This window comes from Lacibacter sp. (genome assembly GCF_057361365.1).
The window spans coordinates 121,653-141,585 of record NZ_JBMQSG010000016.1; the positions used below are offsets into that span (position 1 = coordinate 121,653).

A 19,933-nucleotide genomic window follows, 5' to 3' on the forward strand; every position below is an offset into this window, starting at 1 on the left:
AAACCAACATGCTTAAGCAGGAACGACAAGCCTACATTGTGCACCAGGTGAATCTCCACAACCGTGTGTTGTCATCTGATCTCAGCACGCAGATTAATGTGTCAGAAGACACCATCCGTCGTGATTTACAGGAGCTGGCTGATAAAGGAAAGATCATTAAAGTACATGGTGGCGCTTTGTCAAGGTCGTTCAGCAGTTCAATTAACTCTTCCAGTGTTTATAGTATTGATGCAAAGAAAACAATTGCACAAAAAGCAGCTACACTTATTAAGGATGGAATGTTTGTGATGAGTACCGGTGGTACAACCATCATTGAAATGGCAAAAGCATTGCCCGATAATCTGCGGGCAACTTTCATTACGGGAAGCTTGCCAGCGGCATTGGAATATATTCATCATCCTAATATTGAAGTGATCTTTATTGGCGATAAACTTTCGAAGAGTTCACAAATTTCGATAGGCGCAGAAGCTATTCTGAAGATCAGGCAATTTAAAGTTGATCTCTGTTTTCTTGGCATCAACGCACTTGATCTTGAACATGGATTAACTGATAATGATTATGATGTTGTGCAGGTAAAGAAAGCCATGCGTGAATCTGCTTCTAAAGTAGTTGCGTTATCCATCTCTGAAAAAATAAATACCGTACAAAATATCCAGGTATGCAAAGCAAATGAACTGGATATGTTGATAACCGAATTATCACCTGACAGCAACATTTTCGATCCCTACAAAAAAGCCGGTATCAGCATTCTCTAATGCTCCACATTGATTCATTTAAAACTAAAAACTGCAACATGAAACCAAATCTTAAAAAACAAAATGGAAGGTGGGTGCAATTACCCTTGTTTCTGCTTATGTTGATGCTGTGCTCCATGGTTGAGGCGCAAGTAACTATTTCCGGTAAAGTAACCGGCGCAGGGAATGCCGCAGCTAATGTATCGGTAGTGGTGCGTAATACAAACTATGGCACATCAACAGATGCTAACGGCGCTTACAGTTTTACTGCAAATTTGAAACCCGGGAAATACGTGCTGGAGTTCTCCGGTGTTGGGTATAAGACAGCAACAAAAAATTTATCCGTTGAAAGTGGCACGAACAATTATACCAGCGATGCTGAAATAGATGAAGATGTGCTGGGCCTTGATGAAGTAGTGGTTACCGGAACAGGTGTGGCAACTAAGAAAAAGCAATTAGGTAATGCTATTGCAACAGTATCGGGTAAAGAATTAACAAGAGGCGGTGCTACATCTATTGATATGGGCTTGCAAGGAAAAGTAGCTGGTGCACAGGTTACACAAAACAGCGGTAACCCTGCAGGCGGTATCACTGTTCGTTTGCGAGGCCCTAGCACTATTGTTGGTTCATCTGATCCACTATATATTGTTGATGGTGTAATTGTAAATAATGATTCTCGCCAGTTGATCGATCTTGGTGGATATGCACAAAACAGGTTGGTAGATATAAACCCTGCCGACATCGATCGCATTGAAATAATTAAAGGTGCAGCTGCAGCTGCCATTTATGGTTCGAGAGCAAACAATGGTGTTGTACAGATATTTACAAAGAAAGGTCGTGAAGGCAAACCGCAGTTCAGTTTCTCAACGCAATTGCGCAGCAGCACGCTTCGCAAAAAAATGGAGTATAATAAAGTGCCTTTCCGTTTTACCAATTTCACTGCAAGTGATCTTACAACAGTTCCCGTACAGCGTTACGATCTGCAGGATAAGATTTTCCAAAATGCAATTGGTACAGAGAATGTATTGTCTGTTTCAGGCGGTACAGTTAATACAAAGTATTATGCGTCTGTTTCTAACCTTTACAATGAGGGCATTGTTCGAAACACGAATTTCATGCGGAATGGTTTTCGTTTAAACCTGCAGCAGAAGTTGAACAAAACCATGACGCTCAATTTTAATACTGCGTACACTTACAGCACGAGTAAGGAAATTCCAAACGGAGGTATCAATGAAGCATATGGCGCATTAACAGGATTTATTTTTGGTAACAATTATGTTAATCCAGATAAGGATCCGGCAACGGGTATTTATCCATCAGTAAATGCAACGGCAATTGTTGCTCGTACCAACCCGTTGGAAGCAATTGAACGTTTTGATTTTCGACAAAAGACAAACCGTATTGTTTCAAGTGCTCAATTAACGATTAAACCTGTCAGCGGTTTAAGTATCGAGTTTACTTCCGGCATTGATAACTATACACAAACGGCCACAGCCTACATTCCTCCACGTAATACAACGCCATCTTATAATGGAGGTTTTATTCGTCGGGCAGATGCTACTGTGATGCAATTGAATAATGATCTTACAGCAACATACCAAAAGGACATTGCGAATGAATTACAATCAACCACTTCATTAGGTGGCACATTGCAATACGATCGCACATTAACTTTTTCTGCAAATGCAACTCAGTTGGGCGCCTTCGGTCAAACTATTAATAATGGAACTATTGCAGCTGGTGAGTTCAGAGGTGAGCGAGTAATTATGGGAGCATTCTTGCAACAGACGTTTGGATTTAAAAACAGGTATTTTGTTACAGGTGCAGCACGTGTAGATGCATCGTCTGTTTATGGCATTGATAACCGCTGGCAGTTCTTCCCCAAAGTGAGCGGAACTTATATTGTGTCAAATGAAAAATTCTGGGGTGACGGTCTTGCAAAAGCAGTAAGCAGTTTAAAATTACGTGCTGCATATGGCCAGAGCGGTAACTTGACGGCTATTGGTCAGTACGATCGTTTCACCAATTTTTCACCGGTAGTTTATGGCGGACAAGCAGGTTATATAGCTCCTTCTACATTGGGTAACTTTACTGTTAAACCCGAACGCCAAACAGAAGTTGAAGTTGGTTTCGATCTGGGTTTACTGAATGATGCTATTAGTGTTGAATTCAGCTATTTCAATAAAGATGTGAAAGAACTTATTCTTAATCGCACACTTGCGCCAACCACTGGTTATAATAATCGGTTTGTCAACATCGGCACCATGACGAACAAGGGATTTGAATTCCTTGTGCGTGCCGCTATCCTCAATAAAAATAATTTGCGTTGGGTATCAAGTTTATCTTATTTGAATAATAAAAATGTTGTGAATGGGGTAGAAGGAAATGGCGTGTTGCCTTTTGCTGGTGGCTTCGGACAAGTTGCTGCGGTGAATGGCTATCCATTAGGTGCCTATTACAGTTCATTCTTTGCACGTAACCCAAATGGCAGCTTATTGCTCGATTTGAATGGCTTGCCACAGCGTGAAAGAGGTACCCAACTAGCAAATGGTAATTACACGGTTCAGCGTGCAGCAAATGGTCAACCCTCCGGAACGTTGTTAAGTAAAGTAATTGGTCAGCCAAATCCGAAGCATGTCATCTCTAAAATTGATGAACTGGATTTCGGCAAATTCAATTTCCGTATGCAATGGGATGCGATGTTGGGTTATGATGTATTCAACTTTACCAAGCGTGTAGGCGATCGGGATTTTTATGGCGGATTGAAAGGTTATGAAGCTGAGTTATTAGGCAAAGTTCCAAAAGGTACAAGTGCGGCTCTCTTCAGCATATTTGAAAACTGGATAGAGGATGGTTCATTTGTGAAACTCCGTGAGCTATCATTATCCTATAACATGAAACCGAAGTTTTTAAAAGGTAACAGTATGCGTTTGAGTTTAACAGGACGTAACCTGTTTTCATTTGATAATTATAGCGGATGGGATCCTGAAGTAAATGCAGCCGGACAGGATAATGCAGTGCGTGGTTTTGATTTTGTGGAAGTACCTCTTCCCCGAATGATCATGTTTGGCGTAAACATTAATTTCTAATTGAAAAAACTAAATGATATGAAAAAGATATTCGTTTATTCATTATCTCTCATTGCGGTTGCGTTCAGCAGTTGTAAGATGGATATTGTAAACCCGAATGGTCCTACCGATGCACAGGTTGTTTCCACACGTGAGGGATTGATCACTTACAGTATTGGTATGAAACAGAACTATGCAGCTTCAGCATATGATGCACTGGTAATTACAACCGGAGGTACAACACGTGAATTAAAGGGCATTGCCACATTTACTACCGTGCTTGAAATTGAAGCAGGTGGTTCAGCTTTGCCAACATTCAACGCAGCTGTATTAAGTGTTTGGTTGCGTATGACTCGTGTAATGGGTATGGCCGATGATATTATTGCAAATGCACCAACTGTACTTGCAACGGACAATGCTATGCGTTCAGGTATTGTGGCCCATGCACATTTGTTTAAGGCAATGGCCATAGGCGGATTGGCAACTTCATTTGAGCAAGTGCCCATCGCAACTAATAAAGCAGGCGGCGTAACGTTTGTTCCCCGTCAGCAAGGTTTATTGAAAGCAATTGAGTTGTTAGAGCAGGCAGCAGCATTAATAGCTGCAACTGCACCGAGTGGCGAATTTAATACAAGGGTAGCAGGATCAAACTTCAGCTTGTTAAATTGCATTAATGCCTACCTGGCAAGATATAACATGATGGCTGGCCGTTATGCGCAGGCAATTACAGCAGCTAATCTTGTTCCGTTAAGTTCAGCTTCTCAATTTGTTTTTGATGGTGCTCAAACAGTAAACCCGATCTACACTCAACTGCGGGTAACAAATAGTTATTCTCCCCGTGACAATTTTGGTTTACCTGCAGGTTTGTTTGATCCAGCTGATGCACGTATTGCTTTTTATTTGCAGGGTCCGCAAGTAACAAGTGGTCCTGATGTGTTGCGTACCATTCGTGGTTTTGCACAAACAAACAGCAGCCCTATTCCTGTTTATCTACCCGATGAAATGCGTTTAATTAAAGCCGAAGCTATTCTGCGTTCTGGCGGAACAGTGGCCGATGCATTAACAGAGATCAATGCCGTGCGTCAACAATCAAGTGGTGATGTATTTGGCGTTCATGCTAACCTACCAGCATATTCCGGTTCAACTACAGTTAATGATCTTTTACTTGAAGTTTACCGACAGCGTTGTGCCGAATTGTATTTAAGTGGTTTGCGTTTGGAAGATAGTCGGCGTTTTGGTCGAACTCCCCCTCCTGCAAACGTAAATCCTGTGCCAGTTACATTTGAGCGTAACAGGAATTTTTATCCTTACCCCGATCAGGAACGATTAAATAACGCAAACACACCCGCCGATCCGGCCATATAAATTTTTTATCAGTAGTTATGTTTTAAGTGTACAACCCCGTTTTCTAACGGGGTTTCTTTTTTGTAAAAATTTTTAACAGTTGAGCAACGAATGGACAAATAGCTTTGTCAACCCATTACAAAACCCGGATGATCGATCAGCGGCAATTTATAAAAGACTGTTTGCGTGGCAATACCATGGCGCAAAAGCAACTCTATGATGCTTTTGCTGAGACCATGCTGGGTATTTGTTATCGCTACACCAAATCGCTGGCAGATGCAGAAGATGTGTTACAGGAAGGCTTTGTAAAAGTGTTCAGGAACCTGCACACTTACCGGAGCGAAGGAGAACTCGGCGGATGGATACGCACCATTATGGTGAACACTGCGTTGAACTATTTGAAAAAGAAAAAGGAATACCAGTACGATATGTCTTTCCTGAGTGAGCCGTTGCATCCTGTGAGTAATGATAACCCCGAAGTATTACTTCGCACCAAACAACTGGCTGAATTGATCAGGCAGTTGCCCACCGGTTATCAAACAATTTTTAACCTGCATGCTGTTGAAGGATTTACCCATGTCGAAATCGGGAAAATGCTGGGCATCAGTGAAGGCACCAGCCGAAGCCAGTATATGCGTGCAAGAAACCTGTTGATCACCTGGATTGAAAAGCATAATTCCGAACCCCAAAAGCAAGTGTATGGCGGATCATCAATTTGAACAGAAAGTAAGCCAGCAGCTGGCCGACTTCAAACTGAAGCCGAATGCAGAAGTGTGGCAACAAGTGGAAAAGCAATTGGAAGAAGATAGAAAACGCAGAAGATGGTTTTTCTATTTGCCGATTGCAGCTTTATTCATTGGTGGATTACTTTATGCAGTATGGCCTGAGGAGAAACCTGCAAAAGAAAATGTAGCGGTACAATCGGGTACAAACAACTCAACTACAACAACTGTAGTAACGAAGACAAACAAATCGCCATTAACCAAAGAACCATCATCAGCAACTACTGTAAATGAAACAGGCTTTTCAGAAAAGGAAATAGTTGAAAATAGTTTACAGGCACAGACAAAAAAAAATCAGCCAATTCAACACAACAACAATATAACACGGCCGGGGCGTCAGAATCTAAAAATAACAAAGACAAATGCTGTTGTAGTAAGAACCAAAGAGCAAACAAGTAAAGATGAAGTTGTTGCTCATAAAAAAACTGATCAGAAAGAAACTGCTATTGAAAATAACATGGTAGTTGTTGATGCAACACAAACCGAGCAGAAAAATGATAGTGTGTTAGTAGATCAACCAATTCTTAGTAAAGCAGATACAGTTCAATCAAACGAACCAGCAGCAACAGTTGTTGACTCGATTAACGCTAAGCCTTCAGAACAAGCCCCGATCATTTCAAAAAGGAAATGGCAGTTGGGTTTGAATATTAGCGTGGGCACATCTGATATAAGAGGAAGTCTTTTCCCAGGCTCAGGAACAAAATCGCTTTATTTCTCTGATGCGTTTGCATCACCTAATAGCAACAATGGTGGGTTGGGTGGTGTTACACGTATTGTTCAATATGAATATACAGTTAGACCGGCGTTAGAGTTCGGTGCAGGTGTCATCCTTCGTAAGCCGTTTAAGAAAAGAAATACTTTTGTAACTGGTCTGCAATATCAATATAGCAGTTATTCCGTTACTCAACGCCAGCGTATCGATACATTTATTCTTGCAAATAATTATTTCAGTAATATTTCAATTAAGGAAAGAAAAGCACAGTTCCGTATGCATGCATTAAATGTGCCGCTGGAAATGGAGTTGAAAATTGCTGACATTAAAAAGGGTAAATTGTTATTCAATGCAGGTATTCATAACTGGTTTATCCTTTCTTCAACTCAAACCGATACACTTTCTGCATTTCGCTATGCTGCTGAAAGTTCTCGTAACGCTTATGCATCTGGCGGCAGCCCAACTGCAAAAGAAACAAAAGCAACTGCCTGGCAGCCGCAATTATATTTATCACCAGCATTTGAATGGAGGGGTAAGAAAATAAGTTCGCAGTTAGGTGCCTACCTCAATTATGGACTACGTCGTGCTTATCAATCTTCTTCAAAAGATTATTGGTGGCAGACAGGTATTCGTTATCGCATCTACTTCTAAAAAATCGTTAACAACAACGCAACGGTTTTGAAACTGGCAGTGTCAACTTTCTAAACAAACTGCCATGAAGAATTTTAAATCCATTGCGTTGCTGGTTGTAATTGCAGCTTTTTTCTCCGGTTGTTTAAAAGATAAGTGTACGCAAACGTATACTTTGTATCGCCCCGTTTATAAAACCAAGCAGGAAGTAAGGAGTGAAATAAAAAGCAAATCCGCAAGAACCATTGTGCAGCCGGGAAAAATATCTTTATTCGGTACAACTATTTTTCTCAACGAAATTGATAAAGGTATTCATGTAATCGATAACAGCAATCCATCGCAACCAAAGAACATTGGATTTATTGAAGTGCCCGGCAATGTTGATCTCGCCATTAAAGGCAACAGGTTGTATGCTGATCTGTTTGCTGATCTTGTAACGATCGACATCAGTGATCCCAAAAACATACAAGTGGTGAGTATTAAGGAAAAAGTTTTTCCTCATCGTTTATTCAACAATGGATTTACAGCAGACACGAATCTTGTGATAGTAGATTGGTTGAAAAAAGATACCTCCGTTACAGTAAGCTGCAATAATACCCAAGCACAAAATTTTTTATGGGACAGAGGTTTTCTTGCGGTGGCACAAAACTTTTCTTCGTCAAATGCAGGTGGAGTAACCACCGGCATTAATGGTTCCATGGCGAGATTTGCATTGAAGAATGATTATCTCTACACTGTTTCAACGAATGATCTGAAAGTATTTGGTTTGCAGAATGCAGATCAACCGCAGCAGTTAAATACGATTAATGTTGGTTGGGGAATTGAAACGATCTATCCTTTCAAAGATCAATTGTTTATCGGATCGAATACAGGCATGTTTATTTACAGTGTGCAAAATCCTGCATCACCGCAAAAAACGGGAAGTTTTAATCATGCATTCGCCTGCGATCCCGTTATTGCAGATGATACACATGCATATGTTACACTTCGCACAGGAACTACCTGCAGGGCGGCAAACGCTAATCAGCTGGATGTGATCAATATTACGAACCTGCAATCACCTTCATTATTGAAAACATATCCACTCACAAATCCGCATGGCCTGTCAAAAGATGGTAACCTGTTGTTTGTGTGCGATGGTAAAGATGGTTTGCGTGTGTACAATGCATCGAACCCAACAAACCTAAGTCTGGTGAAACATATCAAAGGATTTGATGCATATGATGTCATTGCTTGGAATGGCAATGCATTGGTTGTAACAAAAACAGCTTTGTTGCAATTCGATTACAGCAATCAAACAAATATCACTCAACGTAGCAGCATTGCTATTCAACGATAATTATATGAAGAAGTCTTTCTTTATCATTTTAAGTTGTATGGTCACTTCTGCTTTTGCACAGGAAAAAGTGCAAGCGGTTTTGAGAAAGCCTGTCAAGTTTCAAACGATCATACAAGGTGGATTGCTGGCAGGCAGTTCAACTGAATCGGCTGCACTGCAAACAATCAATGGTTTTCGTTTGGGTAATTGGTATACGGGTGTTGGTGCAGGTCTTGATTTTTATATGCAGAGAGGTGTGCCTTTGTTTGCAGATGTTCGTTATCATTTTTCTAGTAAGCATAAATCACTTTTTATTTACACTGATGCCGGTGTTCATATTCCATGGATCAAGAACAAGGAACAGCGGAATATTATTTCACAAAGTGCAGGACTTTATACCGATGCAGGTATAGGGTTTAGTTTAACCACGAAGAAAAATGATGCGTTCTTATTTAGCCTCGGGTACACTTACAAACATGTGCCCGAAAAACAGGAAGGGTTTAGCTGGCAATCGTGGCCATGGCCCCAGGGAACCGATGCAGGCGTTTTAAACTATAATTATCGGTTCAACCGGATCGCCGTAAAAATTGGATTGATGTTTTGATCAACAACTGGTTCATCATTTGTTGAATACGCAAACCGGGATACACCTATCAAAGAAGAGGCTTTTGCCTCTTTCTTTTTTATTGCGATTGAATGAATTTGAGATTGCGTTGAATGCCGGCAAATTTTGTGCGTTTTAACGGCGAGTTTTTAAAAACCTGTTTGAATGTTTCTTCACTCATCTCTTCCCATTCTTTGTTACTGAGATTTAAAATTTCGGGAATAGGAGTGAAACCGGCTTCTGTAGTCGGCTTACTGAAACGATTCCATGGACAAACATCCTGGCAAACATCGCAGCCAAACATCCAGTTGTTGAATTTGCCTTTCATACTTTCATCGACCAATGCATCTTTCAACTCAATGGTGAAATAAGAAATGCATTTGCTTCCATCAATTACTTTATCCGGTAGAATTGCATCGGTGGGACAATTATCAATACACTTTGTGCAACTGCCGCAATAATCTTTTACAAAAGCTGAGTCGTATTCCAGGTCAAGATCGCAAATGAGTGTTGCAAGAAAAAAGAATGAACCGCTTTGTTTGCTGATAAGGTTTCCATTCTTACCGATCCATCCCAAACCACTTCGTTGTGCCCAGCTGCGTTCAAGCACAGGTGCACTATCAACAAAGCCTCTTCCGTGTACTTCACCAATGTTTGAATTGATAAGTGACAATAATTCTTTCAGCTTACTGCGTATCACATCATGATAATCGTTTCCATAAGCATACTTCGAAATATTCGGCGTGTTCTCTTTTTGTTTGGCTGATGGAAAATAATTCATCATCAATGTGATGACGCTCTTTGCACCGGGAACAAGTTGCGTTGGATCAACACGTAATTCAAAATAATTTTCCATGTATTGCATGCTGCCATGCATTCCCTTGCTAAGCCATGCTTCCAGTTTTCTTGCATCATCATCCAATCGTTTTGCTTTGGCTATACCACAATAGCTAAAGCCAAGCGAAGAAGCTCCCTGTTTTATAAAAGCGGTATTTGCTGATGTGTTGATCAAAATAAATGATGAAAAGGCCCAAAGATAGTTTCTTATTTATCCTCCACGTGAAGCCTGTGCATAATACGATGAATAGCTGGTGCAAGTATAAGGCCGATGTTTGTAATAAAGACCACACCACTGAAGAGCGCATAGAAAGAAGCAAACCATTTTCCGGAAGCTTGTGTAATTGTGTCGACCGGCCCCATGCCGCTAAGGATCATTGATGCATTTAACAACGCATCAAGCCAAGTCATTCCTGTTGTGTAATGATAACCAACAATGCCGATCAGTAAACTGACGAACAAAACTACCAATGCAAGCAACACACTTCTGCCAATGCGTTTGTAGTAGGTTTTCTTTGTAGCGAGGGGTTGCTTTTTATGTTCGTACATGGGTAAACATTCAATTTACAAATGTAAACCAACACAGTCTATTTACAAGTGCTGCCAATCTGCGCATCAACCGCTGTTTTCAATTGATCATATAACTCACGTTTAAAACCATCTCTTTCTTTTTTTGCGAGGAGGATACAACTGTAGCCACGGCAATAGTCGATCCATACAAACGGGCTGTTCTGCGATACGCTGTTCACTACTTTGCCATCAGCTGTTTCACGCCATGTGCCCAACCCATAACTAAAGCCATTCATGAAAGGCGGCGTGTATTTGTTCAACGCTGTGCCTGTTTGCAGTTTGGTCATCTCCGCAATAGATACTTCGGTAAGTACTTGTTTGCCATTGAACATTCCTTTGTTCAATAACATGCTTAAGAAATTTGTGTATTCAACGGCTGATGATTTAGCACCATCAAAAGGACTGATAGCGGACGTGTAATTACTAAAGCTGCTGATGCGCATGTTGAGGGGACGAAATAATTTTTCCTGGATAAGCCTGTCGAACTTTTTCTTTGTCACCACTTCCAAAACACGGCCAACGATCGAGGGGCCAATCTGATCGTATTGAAACCAGTTGCCGGGGTTGTTAGCAATTGCTCTTTTCTCGGCATAGTAATTCACTTCTTCTTCCAGTGATGAAAAACCTTTGCGTTGAAATAATTTTCCTGCGCCTTGTTTATCTGTTTCAATACCGGTTGTGTGGCTAAGACAATGACGAATGGTGATATAGCCTTTCATCCACTTTGGAAAAACAGGCAGGTATTTTCCAACATTATCGTCAAGAGAAATTTTCCCTTCCTGAACCAAAATCATCACCAATGCTGCGGTGAACCATTGACTGCTTTCCCCAACGGGTGCCTGAATGTTAGGGCGAAAATCGCCAAGCATTTTCTGGTACAATACTTTTCCATCTTTATAAATGATAAGCGCCTGGTCGTCGCCTAACTGCTTCTGATTGTTGAGCATGAACTGCTCAACCTCTGCAAAATTTTGAGCTGATGTAGTGTGGAAAAAAAAGGCTGTAAAAATAAAAAGCAGCATTGTCTTCATGGACGAAATTTTATGCTGCTAAAGATAAATGGAAACCGGGTGCGGCGAAGCACCCGGTTGAAGATTAACAAAGTTATCAGGGTAGGGGCTCCTCGTAATTGAACGACCAGTATTTGCCGTACTTATCGATCAACGAACCATAATAGCCGCCCCAAAACATATTAGCCAAAGGTTCTGTAACCTTGCCGCCCTGCTGCAAGTGATCAAAAAAACGAACGATCTCTTCCTTTGTGCTGCACACAACACATAATTGCGAGCCATTGCCATCGTTCAGTTTTTCCCGGTTCATATCGGAAGCCATGATCACCATTGCGCCGCTTGTTAATTGCGAATGCATGATCACATCTTGCAAATTTGGTGGCATCTGGCTGGCCATGGGCGATTCTGCAACAGTTTGTAATGTTAGCTCGCCTTCAAAACAATCTTTGTAAAAACTCATTGCTTCTTTACAAGTGCCATCGAAGATGAGATAAGGGTTTAAGGTTGTTGGCATCTTTTATATTTTTTAAATTTTAAGATGGAATTTTTGACAGGTCGCTGAACAATATTTCCCATTGGTGGCCATCAGGATCTGCAAACGAATCGTAATACATCCAGCCATGATCGGCCGATTCACGGTAGCGACTGCCGCCATTTTCCAATGCGGTTTTAACGATCTCATCTACTTTTTCCTTGCTCTCTACATCAACTGCAAGTAATACCTGTGTAGAAGTGCCGTCGGCAATAGAACGGTTGGTAAAAGTGGAAAAGAATTCGTGTTTCAACAACATGCAGTAAATGGCTTCTTCCTTCAACACAAGACATATGGCCTTATCATCACTGAACTGTTCATTAAAACTAAAACCGAGTTTTGTCCAGAAGTTTCTTGTTACTGCGAGATCTTTTACCGGCAGGTTAACGTAGATCGATTTTACTTTTGACATGATCTTAATTTTATGATTCTGCTAATGTTTTAATTGTTTCCATTGCCTGTGGCCACGTTTTCTCGAAATAATCTTTATACTCGGCTGTGATACCCATGTCCACATCAAGTTGTGTATGGCCATCCTTTTCAGTAAGCGTATAATTTTCAGTTGAACCTTGCCATTGCTTTACTTTTTCGCTTGTAGTATCTTCCACACCATCTTTTAATTCGCCAAGGTGCTCGAACGACATGTATTCATTTTCTTTCTTTTTCGCTATCCTGCTAACCATACCACTGCCTTTGCCATCAGTAAACAAGATCTTACTTCCTTCTTTCCAATCTGTTTCAGCGGTAGAGCCTTCGCTGAAAACTTTTGTCCATGCTTCGTATTTTCCTTTTGCCCATAAAGTATCCCATACTTTTTCTTTGGGCGCTTCGATGTTTACTGAGAAATGAAGTTGTTCCATAAAAAATGTTTTAAGAGTTAACCAATTAACTGCACCGATTCATTGATGATGCGTTGCAGTTCTTTTTTATTTGCCTTTACAGCTTTCATGTCGGGCAGGTATAACATTCTTCGGTCTTTATAGTCGCCTTCAAGAAGTGCAGATTTTATTTTTACAATGCTGGGATGATGGAAAACAAGATGCACATGTTTCGTGGCACGGTGATTAAATGTTACAATATCGGCCGATGTATAATAACTGGGAGCATTCCATTTAATACGTTCATGAATTTCCTTATTACTGTCTTTAATGATTTTGCGCACGGCATCAATCTCATCTTTCAACGGATGCTCAAGTTCGTTCATCCAGTCGTTCACCTGTTGTTCATCTGTTGGTTTAAGTTTTTTAGTTGCCATGATTTTTATTTATTCGAGTTCAATGCAATGAAATCCTTTATCACGCACCAATTGTTTTACTGTTTCAGGTTGCACATTCAATCCTTCAAGCCGCAGCACTTTATCACAATCATGCATATCGAGTGTAACCTGGCAGCCGGGGAAGAACTGCTCCAGCAAACGGATAACACATTCCTTTGCGTTTGTATCAGTCACATTTGTTTTAAACAGTTCAATCATTACTTCAGAGGTTTGCTGCTATTTCATTTATCTGTCGCAAGTGCCGTTGGGTATGATACAAAACAAAATGCAGGATTTCAAATTTGCTGATGTTACCAAATGCCGGATGATTAATGAGTTCATCAAGATCATCTTCATACATCCGTTCACGAATTCTTTTGATGGATACTTCCAGCTCTTTCAGCAAAAGTCTCCCATCATAAATCTCTCTTGTTGGCAAAATGAATTCTGGCGACTTGAATTTTTTCTGAAAATCCAGGAAAATGCTTTTCAATTCTTCTACACGTTCACCTGGGTTCCTGTCAACAGGTTTTCCTTTTAATGCCAATGCTTTAGCTATAGAATTATTCGAAAGGGTAATATGGTCGGCCACCTGTGCAATGCTCCACTTATCGGGCCCGGGCTTCTGGTTTAAATGCCGCCCTTCAACTGATTGCAGTAATTGTACCAGCTTATCCGTCACGTGTTCAATATTATTGATAAGAGTTGCTATTTGTACAGTGCCTGTTGTCATATGCATGATTCTTGCACAAACCTAAAAACTGTTTTTTTTACATGAAGGGTGCAAATGCGGCTTTATCTGGGGTTGATTGCGACAGATGCATTGCTTACATTTGATGGCTCTTAGCAAAACGATCGCTTTCTAAAACAACCAGTCGATGAAACACATTTCAATTTTAGTTCCACTCGGGCACACCAGTTTGCCTAACATTGACGGAACTCACCAGATATTAAGTGAAGTAAATAATATTCGTGTGGCAAAAGGAGAAGAGCCGCTGTTTAAAATTCAGTTGGTTGGATTAGAAAATACGATTGAGCAGCGGAATGGCTTATATACTATTCAGCCCGATGTATTAGTTGCCGATGTGCCAAAGACAAATATCATCATTATACCCGCTATGCATGGCGATCTGCCAAAAGCAATGGAACGTAATGCTGCATTTCTTCCATGGATCATTGAGCAATATCACAATGGTGCCGAGGTAGTAAGTTTTTGCATTGCTTCTTTCTTTTTAGCTGCAACCGGTTTACTCAATGGAAAAAAGTGTGCAACACATTGGATCGCTGCAAATGATTTTCGTAAAATGTTTCCTGACGTGGAATTAGTTGATGATCGCATCATGACAGAAGAAGATGGGCTGTACACCAGCGGTGGTGCTTATTCATTTTTAAACCTGCTGGCATACATTATTGAAAAACATGCCGGTCGTGAAATTGCAGTGCGAATTGCCAAAACATTTATGATCGATATTGATCGTGAAAGTCAGAGCCCGTTCATTATTTTCAATGGACAGAAAGCGCATGAAGATGAGTCGATCAAAAAAGCACAGGAATATATTGAACGTAATTACCAGGATCGGATAACTGTTGATCACTTGGCTGATATGCTTGCATTAGGGCGCCGTAACCTGGAACGTCGTTTCAAAAAGGCAACTGCCAATACTGTTGTTGAATATATTCAACGTGTGAAAGTGGAAGCAGCAAAAAAACAATTGGAAAGCGGCCGAAAGAATGTAAACGAAGTGATGTACGATACAGGTTATTCTGATGAGAAAGCATTTCGTACGGTATTTCGTAAGATCACTGGATTATCTCCATTAGCGTACAGAAATAAGTATAATAAAGAGATGGTGGCGGTTTAAACTTGTTATCGATATCCCGCCGCCTGCAACTCAAACAAATGCGCATAACGTTTATTGGAAGCAAGTAATTCTTCATGCGAACCAAGTTCTTTGATGTGACCATCTTCCACTACAGCAATCCGATCAGCAATCCGTACAGTAGAAAAACGGTGCGAAATCACAATTCCAATTCGTCCTTTCAGATTTGCTTTCAGCTCAGCAAAAATGGCCGCTTCTGCTTCGGGATCAAGTGAAGCAGTAGGCTCATCGAGTATCCAGATATCCGCATTACGATACATGATCCTCGCCAATGCCAACCGTTGCCATTCACCACCCGAAAGATCATGCCCGCCTTCAAACAATCGTCCCACTTTTGAATCAAGTCCTTTCGCCATTTTTTTGACCAGCCATTCGCTTCGTGAATCTTTCAATGCTTTATGCACTTTTTCATCGTTTGGTTCATCATAAGGCCAGCCCATCACTACATTTTCACGCACCGATAATTCATAGGTTGCATAATCCTGGAACAATACACCAATGCGGCTACGCAAATGATCGGGCTCCATATCTTTTACATTCACACCGCCAATACGCACTTCACCTTTTTGTGTATCGTAAAAACGAAGCAACAGTTTAACGAGTGTACTTTTTCCAGCGCCATTTTCACCCACCAATGCAATGAGCTCGCCACTCTTAATATGCAGACTTAAATTTTCAACCGCAGCTCCATGTCCGCCGGGATAATAAAAACTTACATTGTTAAATTCAATTTCCTGTACAGGTCCAGCAGGTATTTTTTTAGGATGAAGAGGCACCGGCAACAAAGTTTCAACCTGCAGAAATGAAAAATAATCTTCCAGGAAAGTTGTGTGCTGATCAACTGCTACGAAGGTGCTTGAAATTTGTCCAAGACTTCCTGCAACTGATGTAAATGCACCAATCACCAACACAACACCACCTGGATCAATTGTGCCGGCAATACCACGGACCGCAACAAATACATAAGCCAAGGCAAGAGTAGTGCCTGTTACAATACCGCTGATCATCGAAATGCGTGTTCCGGACTTATACATTTGAGCACGCTGCGTAAACAACTCTTCTGAAATATTTTTATGACGGTTCAATAAATAATCGGCCAATACATTTGCCCGGATCTCTTTCGTGTTTTTGGGCTCAACAAGCAGATCGGCAATGTAGCCACGCTCTCTTTCTTCAGGTGTTTCCTTATAAAAATATTTGTAGAGTTTTGACGTAACACGGCTTTCGATCACCAATGAAAGAACCGCAGCCATAAGTGCCAGCACCACCAATAAATAATGAAGACTTGCAAGCAATCCCGCCATCAAAACAATAGTGATAATATTGCCGGATAAACCAAGTACCGACCATGTAAGATCACCCGGCCGCCATGATACATCACGCTTTGCACGTGCAAGCCGGTCGTGCCAATCAGAATTATCAAAATGCCCGAGATCAACTTTTGATGCCTTATGAAGCAGGCGTCTTTCCGCTTCAAGCTCCACACGACGAACATACAGGTTACGTCCGTAACCAATGTAGGAGCCAAGCGTGCGTTGCACAATGATGGTGAGCCACAAGCCAATGATGATAGGAAGTATATCTTGTAATTGCAGGTGCTCTGTTTTAGCTACTGCAATCTTATTAACGAGTACAGCACCAAGGTAAACGAGGATAGGAGGCATCACAGAGTTGATCATACCGAGCACCGTATAACGTATAAACAATTTTGGAGATGCTGCCCATGCAAGCGAAAGCCCAAGCCTCAGATTCTTTCTTACCCTCGCCAGGCGGCCGGTGATGATTTCGGGTTTGAATTTCATACTTAAAAGTTACGGAAACAAATGATGCAGTGATAAGTGATGTGGCGAGTGGGTTCTATTTTATAAAAGAAGTTTATACATTTAGTAATTCGATTTAAATCTCTTAATACCTACAGCATGTTGTCATCAAAACCTGGAACAATTGAAGAATATATAGCCAGCTTTCCTGAAGAAACACAAAAGAAATTGAACCAGGTACATAACTGTATTAAAAAAGCTGCACCCAAAGCGGAAGAAACCATTGGGTATGGCATTCCCACTTATAAACTCAACGGCAACCTGGTCCATTTTGGAGGTTACAAACAACATGTAGGTTTTTATCCGGCGCCCTCAGGAATTAAGGCGTTTGAAAAAGAGCTGGCTATTTATAAAAGTTCAAAAGGTGCAGTGCAGTTTCCGCTTGATGAACCCATGCCACTCTCGCTCATTACGAAGATTGTAAAGTTTCGTGTAAAACAGAATCTTGAAAAGCCTGCGAAAAAGAAATAGGCAGAAAAGTTTTCAAGTTTAAACATATTATGATTTTTTGGTATAGAAATTGCTGTACTAATTATGTGTTTTAGTAAGCGAAACATGATTAGTATGAAATGAGATTAATATAACCATACAAAGAAATTTTATTTTGGTCTTTTAAGTAAAATGTGAGCATTCCCCGTTGTCGAGCGGGGAATTTTAATTTGAAAATGACAGGATTAAACTATGACGATAAGGAAAACATATTCATCGATGCCGAAGCGATTTACCTGGGCAGTTGATATGCTGCAGCTGGAACCTTCGGATCATGTGTTGGAAATAGGATGCGGTGTAGGATTAATGGCGGAGTTGATTGGTAGCAAGCTGGTTGATGGAAAACTGGTTGCCATTGATAAATCATCTTTTATGATCGACAAGGCGAAGAGAAGAAACAAATTATTTATTGCTGATGGAGCTGTTGAATTCTTAACTGCTGATTTTTTAAAAATTGATCTGCAAGCTTCTTCATTTAATATCATTACCGCTTTTAATCTCAACTTTTTTCGAAAGAACCCCGACAAAGTATTACAAAGAGTAAAACAGTTTTTAAAACCTGGTGGTAAGCTGTTTATCTTCTTCCAGGATCCATTTGAAATAACAATCAGTGCTGCTGATCTTATTGCAGAAAAATTATCGGCTTATGGTTTTTCCGTAGTGGATACTATTCTGAAAGAACTAACGCCGACGTCGGCTATTTGTGTTGTAGCGGTTCCAAATGAATAGTTAGAATCTTAGTTGCTCAATATTTTAAACTCAACTCGTCGGTTCAATTGTCTTCCTTCATCGGTTTCGTTTGTTGCTACAGGCACCGTTTCGCCATAGCCTTTAAAGCTTACACGTTCTGCTGGAATCCCTTTTGACAAAATATATTGCATAACTGAGTTTGCACGGTTATGGCTGAGTTTAATATTATATTCATCTGAACCTTTGGCATCGGTGTGAGCACCCAGTTCAATACTGATAGCCGGGTTGTCATTCAACATTTTCACTACACGATTTAACTCAATAAATGAAACCGGCCGCAAATCCCATTTATCAAAATCAAAGAATACATTATTCAACCGAACGATTTGTCCGATCTCAATTGGAACAAGGTAAAGATCTTTGTGAATCTCTTTATAACCAGCTCTTATTAATGAATCAAGGTTCAGGTTTTCTGATTGCGCAAAGAAATGATCGGCAGAGGCCCGGATAAGATAATTTTTGTCGTAAGGTAATACTATCTGAAATGCACCATCGCCAGGGGTTGATAAACCATTGCCGGCAACAACGCCATCGGGCAATGTTTCATAAATAAGATTGGCACTTAAAGGTTGTTTTGTTTTTGCATTGTACACATTACCTCTTACCAATACAACAGGATCAGGTTTTTCGATCTCTAATAATTTTACTCTTACGATATCACTTTTACCCAACGATTGAAAACTGCTGGTGAGGTATGCATATTCGCCTCCCGCCTCTAATGTAAAGAAGGCATCAAAATCAGCAGTGTTTATTGGCTCACCAAGATTTATAGGATCACTCCATTTTAACCATGTATCATCTAAGCGTTTTGTCTTCCATATATCCTGGTCGCCAATTCCTCCGGGTCTGTCGCTACTAAAATAAAGTGTAACGCCATCGGATGCGAGATAAGGTGTCATTTGATTATAACCCTGCTGATTTATTTTTTTACCCAAACTTTTTGGTTCACTCCATGTGCCATCATCCTGTAGAAAACAAGCATAAATTTTATTGATGCGGCTTTTACTTTCTTCGCTCATGTAGAGTAACAATACCCGTCCATCACTCGACATGCTTGCTCCTGATTGAAAACCTTTATCATACTTCGCATAGTTTTTTATTTTCAACATGTTTGGTTTGCTCCATCTTCCGTCTTTCTGCACTTCGCTCAGGCTTACGCCATTGCCATAATAGTCGCCATCAACAAATGCATTGCGTAAGAGCATACGGTTTTTATCCGGAGATATCCAGTAAACGGCGTTGTAGTGTGCAGTGTTGAATGGAAAACCTAAATGAACAGCATCAGTCCATTGGCCTGTTACAGTATCACGGATGGAATACCAGATATCCTGTGAGTTACGCACTTCATGTGCATGTTTATTTTCAGGGTGACTTTCGCAAATGAAGAATAATAAATTTCCATCGGCAGAAATGGTGGGACGTAATTCCGGTAATTCGGAATTAACACGAAAGCCCAGATTCTCAATTTTGATAATGGTATTTTCTGTGATGATCTTTTCTTTCTGCTCAACCATTTTGCCAACAGTATCAACAAGCGGTTGAGTAAAACCAGCTGCAGTAAAAATGAAACAAATAAGAGCGGATAGAGATCGTTTCAC

Annotated in this window: 21 protein-coding genes; 10 read left to right on the forward strand and 11 right to left on the reverse strand. The window is 40.6% G+C overall.

Annotation, left to right across the window (positions count from 1 at the left end; all coding sequences use genetic code 11):
• Window positions 1–8 precede the first annotated feature (8 nt).
• The 7 genes from ACO1QW_RS15580 to ACO1QW_RS15610 all read left to right on the forward strand — a co-directional run bounded on the left by ACO1QW_RS15580 (window position 9) and on the right by ACO1QW_RS15610 (window position 9,192).
• Window positions 9–755 carry a DeoR/GlpR family DNA-binding transcription regulator gene (locus ACO1QW_RS15580; protein ID WP_486260087.1) on the forward strand — a complete coding sequence of 249 codons (747 nt, stop codon included), beginning with the start codon at window positions 9–11 and terminating at the stop codon, window positions 753–755.
• Window positions 756–793: 38 nt separating this feature from the next.
• Entirely contained in the window at window positions 794–3,823 is a 3,030-nt protein-coding gene (locus ACO1QW_RS15585; RefSeq protein WP_486260089.1) for a SusC/RagA family TonB-linked outer membrane protein, read from the forward strand.
• An 18-nt stretch (window positions 3,824–3,841) separates the two neighbouring features.
• The gene (locus ACO1QW_RS15590) at window positions 3,842–5,167 is read left to right on the forward strand and encodes a RagB/SusD family nutrient uptake outer membrane protein (protein WP_486260091.1); all 1,326 of its coding nucleotides are present in this window, start codon (window positions 3,842–3,844) and stop codon (window positions 5,165–5,167) included.
• Window positions 5,168–5,295: 128 nt separating this feature from the next.
• Complete coding sequence (locus tag ACO1QW_RS15595; protein WP_486260092.1) at window positions 5,296–5,865, forward strand: RNA polymerase sigma factor; 570 nt, start codon at window positions 5,296–5,298, stop codon at window positions 5,863–5,865.
• Window positions 5,846–7,291, forward strand: coding sequence for an outer membrane beta-barrel protein (locus ACO1QW_RS15600; RefSeq protein ID WP_486260094.1), 1,446 nt, complete (start codon window positions 5,846–5,848; stop codon window positions 7,289–7,291). The genes ACO1QW_RS15595 and ACO1QW_RS15600 overlap by 20 nt, the downstream gene beginning before the upstream one ends.
• Window positions 7,292–7,355: 64 nt before the next feature.
• Complete coding sequence (locus ACO1QW_RS15605; protein WP_486260095.1) at window positions 7,356–8,609, forward strand: LVIVD repeat-containing protein; 1,254 nt, start codon at window positions 7,356–7,358, stop codon at window positions 8,607–8,609.
• A 4-nt stretch (window positions 8,610–8,613) separates the two neighbouring features.
• Window positions 8,614–9,192: a hypothetical protein gene (locus tag ACO1QW_RS15610; RefSeq protein ID WP_486260097.1), complete on the forward strand. Its 579-nt coding sequence runs from the start codon at window positions 8,614–8,616 to the stop codon at window positions 9,190–9,192.
• A 79-nt stretch (window positions 9,193–9,271) separates the two neighbouring features.
• Here the strand turns inward: ACO1QW_RS15610 and queG are convergent, their stop codons facing one another.
• The 9 genes from queG to ACO1QW_RS15655 all read right to left on the reverse strand — a co-directional run bounded on the left by queG (window position 9,272) and on the right by ACO1QW_RS15655 (window position 14,129).
• A complete protein-coding gene (gene queG, locus ACO1QW_RS15615) occupies window positions 9,272–10,204 on the reverse strand; it encodes a tRNA epoxyqueuosine(34) reductase QueG (RefSeq protein ID WP_486260098.1) in 933 nt (310 codons plus the stop codon).
• A gap of 32 nt (window positions 10,205–10,236) precedes the next feature.
• Entirely contained in the window at window positions 10,237–10,578 is a 342-nt protein-coding gene (locus ACO1QW_RS15620) for a hypothetical protein (RefSeq protein ID WP_486260100.1), read from the reverse strand.
• A 38-nt stretch (window positions 10,579–10,616) separates the two neighbouring features.
• On the reverse strand, window positions 10,617–11,630 hold the full coding sequence (locus tag ACO1QW_RS15625; protein WP_486260102.1) for a serine hydrolase domain-containing protein: 1,014 nt from the start codon (window positions 11,628–11,630) through the stop codon (window positions 10,617–10,619).
• Between the two features lie 76 nt (window positions 11,631–11,706).
• Entirely contained in the window at window positions 11,707–12,123 is a 417-nt protein-coding gene (locus ACO1QW_RS15630) for a VOC family protein (RefSeq protein ID WP_486260104.1), read from the reverse strand.
• A 19-nt stretch (window positions 12,124–12,142) separates the two neighbouring features.
• Entirely contained in the window at window positions 12,143–12,553 is a 411-nt protein-coding gene (locus ACO1QW_RS15635; RefSeq protein WP_486260105.1) for a VOC family protein, read from the reverse strand.
• Between the two features lie 10 nt (window positions 12,554–12,563).
• Entirely contained in the window at window positions 12,564–13,001 is a 438-nt protein-coding gene (locus tag ACO1QW_RS15640) for an SRPBCC domain-containing protein (protein WP_486260107.1), read from the reverse strand.
• Between the two features lie 17 nt (window positions 13,002–13,018).
• A complete protein-coding gene (locus ACO1QW_RS15645) occupies window positions 13,019–13,396 on the reverse strand; it encodes a DUF1801 domain-containing protein (RefSeq protein ID WP_486260108.1) in 378 nt (125 codons plus the stop codon).
• Window positions 13,397–13,405: 9 nt separating this feature from the next.
• A complete protein-coding gene (locus ACO1QW_RS15650; RefSeq protein ID WP_486260110.1) occupies window positions 13,406–13,615 on the reverse strand; it encodes a hypothetical protein in 210 nt (69 codons plus the stop codon).
• 4 nt (window positions 13,616–13,619) lie between these two features.
• Window positions 13,620–14,129 carry a DinB family protein gene (locus tag ACO1QW_RS15655; RefSeq protein ID WP_486260111.1) on the reverse strand — a complete coding sequence of 170 codons (510 nt, stop codon included), beginning with the start codon at window positions 14,127–14,129 and terminating at the stop codon, window positions 13,620–13,622.
• Between the two features lie 145 nt (window positions 14,130–14,274).
• Here ACO1QW_RS15655 and ACO1QW_RS15660 point away from each other — a divergent pair, with 145 nt between their 5' ends.
• Window positions 14,275–15,258 carry a GlxA family transcriptional regulator gene (locus ACO1QW_RS15660; RefSeq protein WP_486260113.1) on the forward strand — a complete coding sequence of 328 codons (984 nt, stop codon included), beginning with the start codon at window positions 14,275–14,277 and terminating at the stop codon, window positions 15,256–15,258.
• Window positions 15,259–15,263: 5 nt separating this feature from the next.
• Here the strand turns inward: ACO1QW_RS15660 and ACO1QW_RS15665 are convergent, their stop codons facing one another.
• Window positions 15,264–17,078: an ABC transporter ATP-binding protein gene (locus tag ACO1QW_RS15665; protein ID WP_486260114.1), complete on the reverse strand. Its 1,815-nt coding sequence runs from the start codon at window positions 17,076–17,078 to the stop codon at window positions 15,264–15,266.
• Window positions 17,079–17,195: 117 nt separating this feature from the next.
• Here ACO1QW_RS15665 and ACO1QW_RS15670 point away from each other — a divergent pair, with 117 nt between their 5' ends.
• Window positions 17,196–17,567, forward strand: coding sequence for an iron chaperone (locus tag ACO1QW_RS15670; RefSeq protein WP_486260115.1), 372 nt, complete (start codon window positions 17,196–17,198; stop codon window positions 17,565–17,567).
• Between the two features lie 237 nt (window positions 17,568–17,804).
• Window positions 17,805–18,314, forward strand: a complete 510-nt coding sequence (locus ACO1QW_RS15675) for a class I SAM-dependent methyltransferase (protein WP_486260117.1) — start codon at window positions 17,805–17,807, stop codon at window positions 18,312–18,314.
• Window positions 18,315–18,322: 8 nt separating this feature from the next.
• On the opposite strand, the gene ACO1QW_RS15680 is transcribed toward ACO1QW_RS15675, so the two are convergent.
• Window positions 18,323–19,933: an OmpA family protein gene (locus ACO1QW_RS15680; protein ID WP_486260119.1), complete on the reverse strand. Its 1,611-nt coding sequence runs from the start codon at window positions 19,931–19,933 to the stop codon at window positions 18,323–18,325.

Bases quoted from the DNA above. Each gene is read 5' to 3' on its own strand.
- ACO1QW_RS15665 (WP_486260114.1), bottom strand. From the start codon at position 17,078: ATGAAATTCAAACCCGAAATCATCACCGGCCGCCTGGCGAGGGTAAGA.
- ACO1QW_RS15675 (WP_486260117.1), top strand. From the start codon at position 17,805: ATGCCGAAGCGATTTACCTGGGCAGTTGATATGCTGCAGCTGGAACCT.
- ACO1QW_RS15585 (WP_486260089.1), top strand. From the start codon at position 794: ATGAAACCAAATCTTAAAAAACAAAATGGAAGGTGGGTGCAATTACCC.
- ACO1QW_RS15600 (WP_486260094.1), top strand. From the start codon at position 5,846: ATGGCGGATCATCAATTTGAACAGAAAGTAAGCCAGCAGCTGGCCGAC.
- ACO1QW_RS15630 (WP_486260104.1), bottom strand. From the start codon at position 12,123: ATGCCAACAACCTTAAACCCTTATCTCATCTTCGATGGCACTTGTAAA.
- ACO1QW_RS15635 (WP_486260105.1), bottom strand. From the start codon at position 12,553: ATGTCAAAAGTAAAATCGATCTACGTTAACCTGCCGGTAAAAGATCTC.
- ACO1QW_RS15595 (WP_486260092.1), top strand. From the start codon at position 5,296: ATGATCGATCAGCGGCAATTTATAAAAGACTGTTTGCGTGGCAATACC.
- ACO1QW_RS15640 (WP_486260107.1), bottom strand. From the start codon at position 13,001: ATGGAACAACTTCATTTCTCAGTAAACATCGAAGCGCCCAAAGAAAAA.
- ACO1QW_RS15610 (WP_486260097.1), top strand. From the start codon at position 8,614: ATGAAGAAGTCTTTCTTTATCATTTTAAGTTGTATGGTCACTTCTGCT.
- ACO1QW_RS15645 (WP_486260108.1), bottom strand. From the start codon at position 13,396: ATGGCAACTAAAAAACTTAAACCAACAGATGAACAACAGGTGAACGAC.
- ACO1QW_RS15625 (WP_486260102.1), bottom strand. From the start codon at position 11,630: ATGAAGACAATGCTGCTTTTTATTTTTACAGCCTTTTTTTTCCACACT.
- ACO1QW_RS15650 (WP_486260110.1), bottom strand. From the start codon at position 13,615: ATGATTGAACTGTTTAAAACAAATGTGACTGATACAAACGCAAAGGAA.
- ACO1QW_RS15660 (WP_486260113.1), top strand. From the start codon at position 14,275: ATGAAACACATTTCAATTTTAGTTCCACTCGGGCACACCAGTTTGCCT.
- ACO1QW_RS15580 (WP_486260087.1), top strand. From the start codon at position 9: ATGCTTAAGCAGGAACGACAAGCCTACATTGTGCACCAGGTGAATCTC.
- ACO1QW_RS15605 (WP_486260095.1), top strand. From the start codon at position 7,356: ATGAAGAATTTTAAATCCATTGCGTTGCTGGTTGTAATTGCAGCTTTT.
- ACO1QW_RS15590 (WP_486260091.1), top strand. From the start codon at position 3,842: ATGAAAAAGATATTCGTTTATTCATTATCTCTCATTGCGGTTGCGTTC.
- ACO1QW_RS15655 (WP_486260111.1), bottom strand. From the start codon at position 14,129: ATGACAACAGGCACTGTACAAATAGCAACTCTTATCAATAATATTGAA.
- ACO1QW_RS15670 (WP_486260115.1), top strand. From the start codon at position 17,196: ATGTTGTCATCAAAACCTGGAACAATTGAAGAATATATAGCCAGCTTT.
- ACO1QW_RS15620 (WP_486260100.1), bottom strand. From the start codon at position 10,578: ATGTACGAACATAAAAAGCAACCCCTCGCTACAAAGAAAACCTACTAC.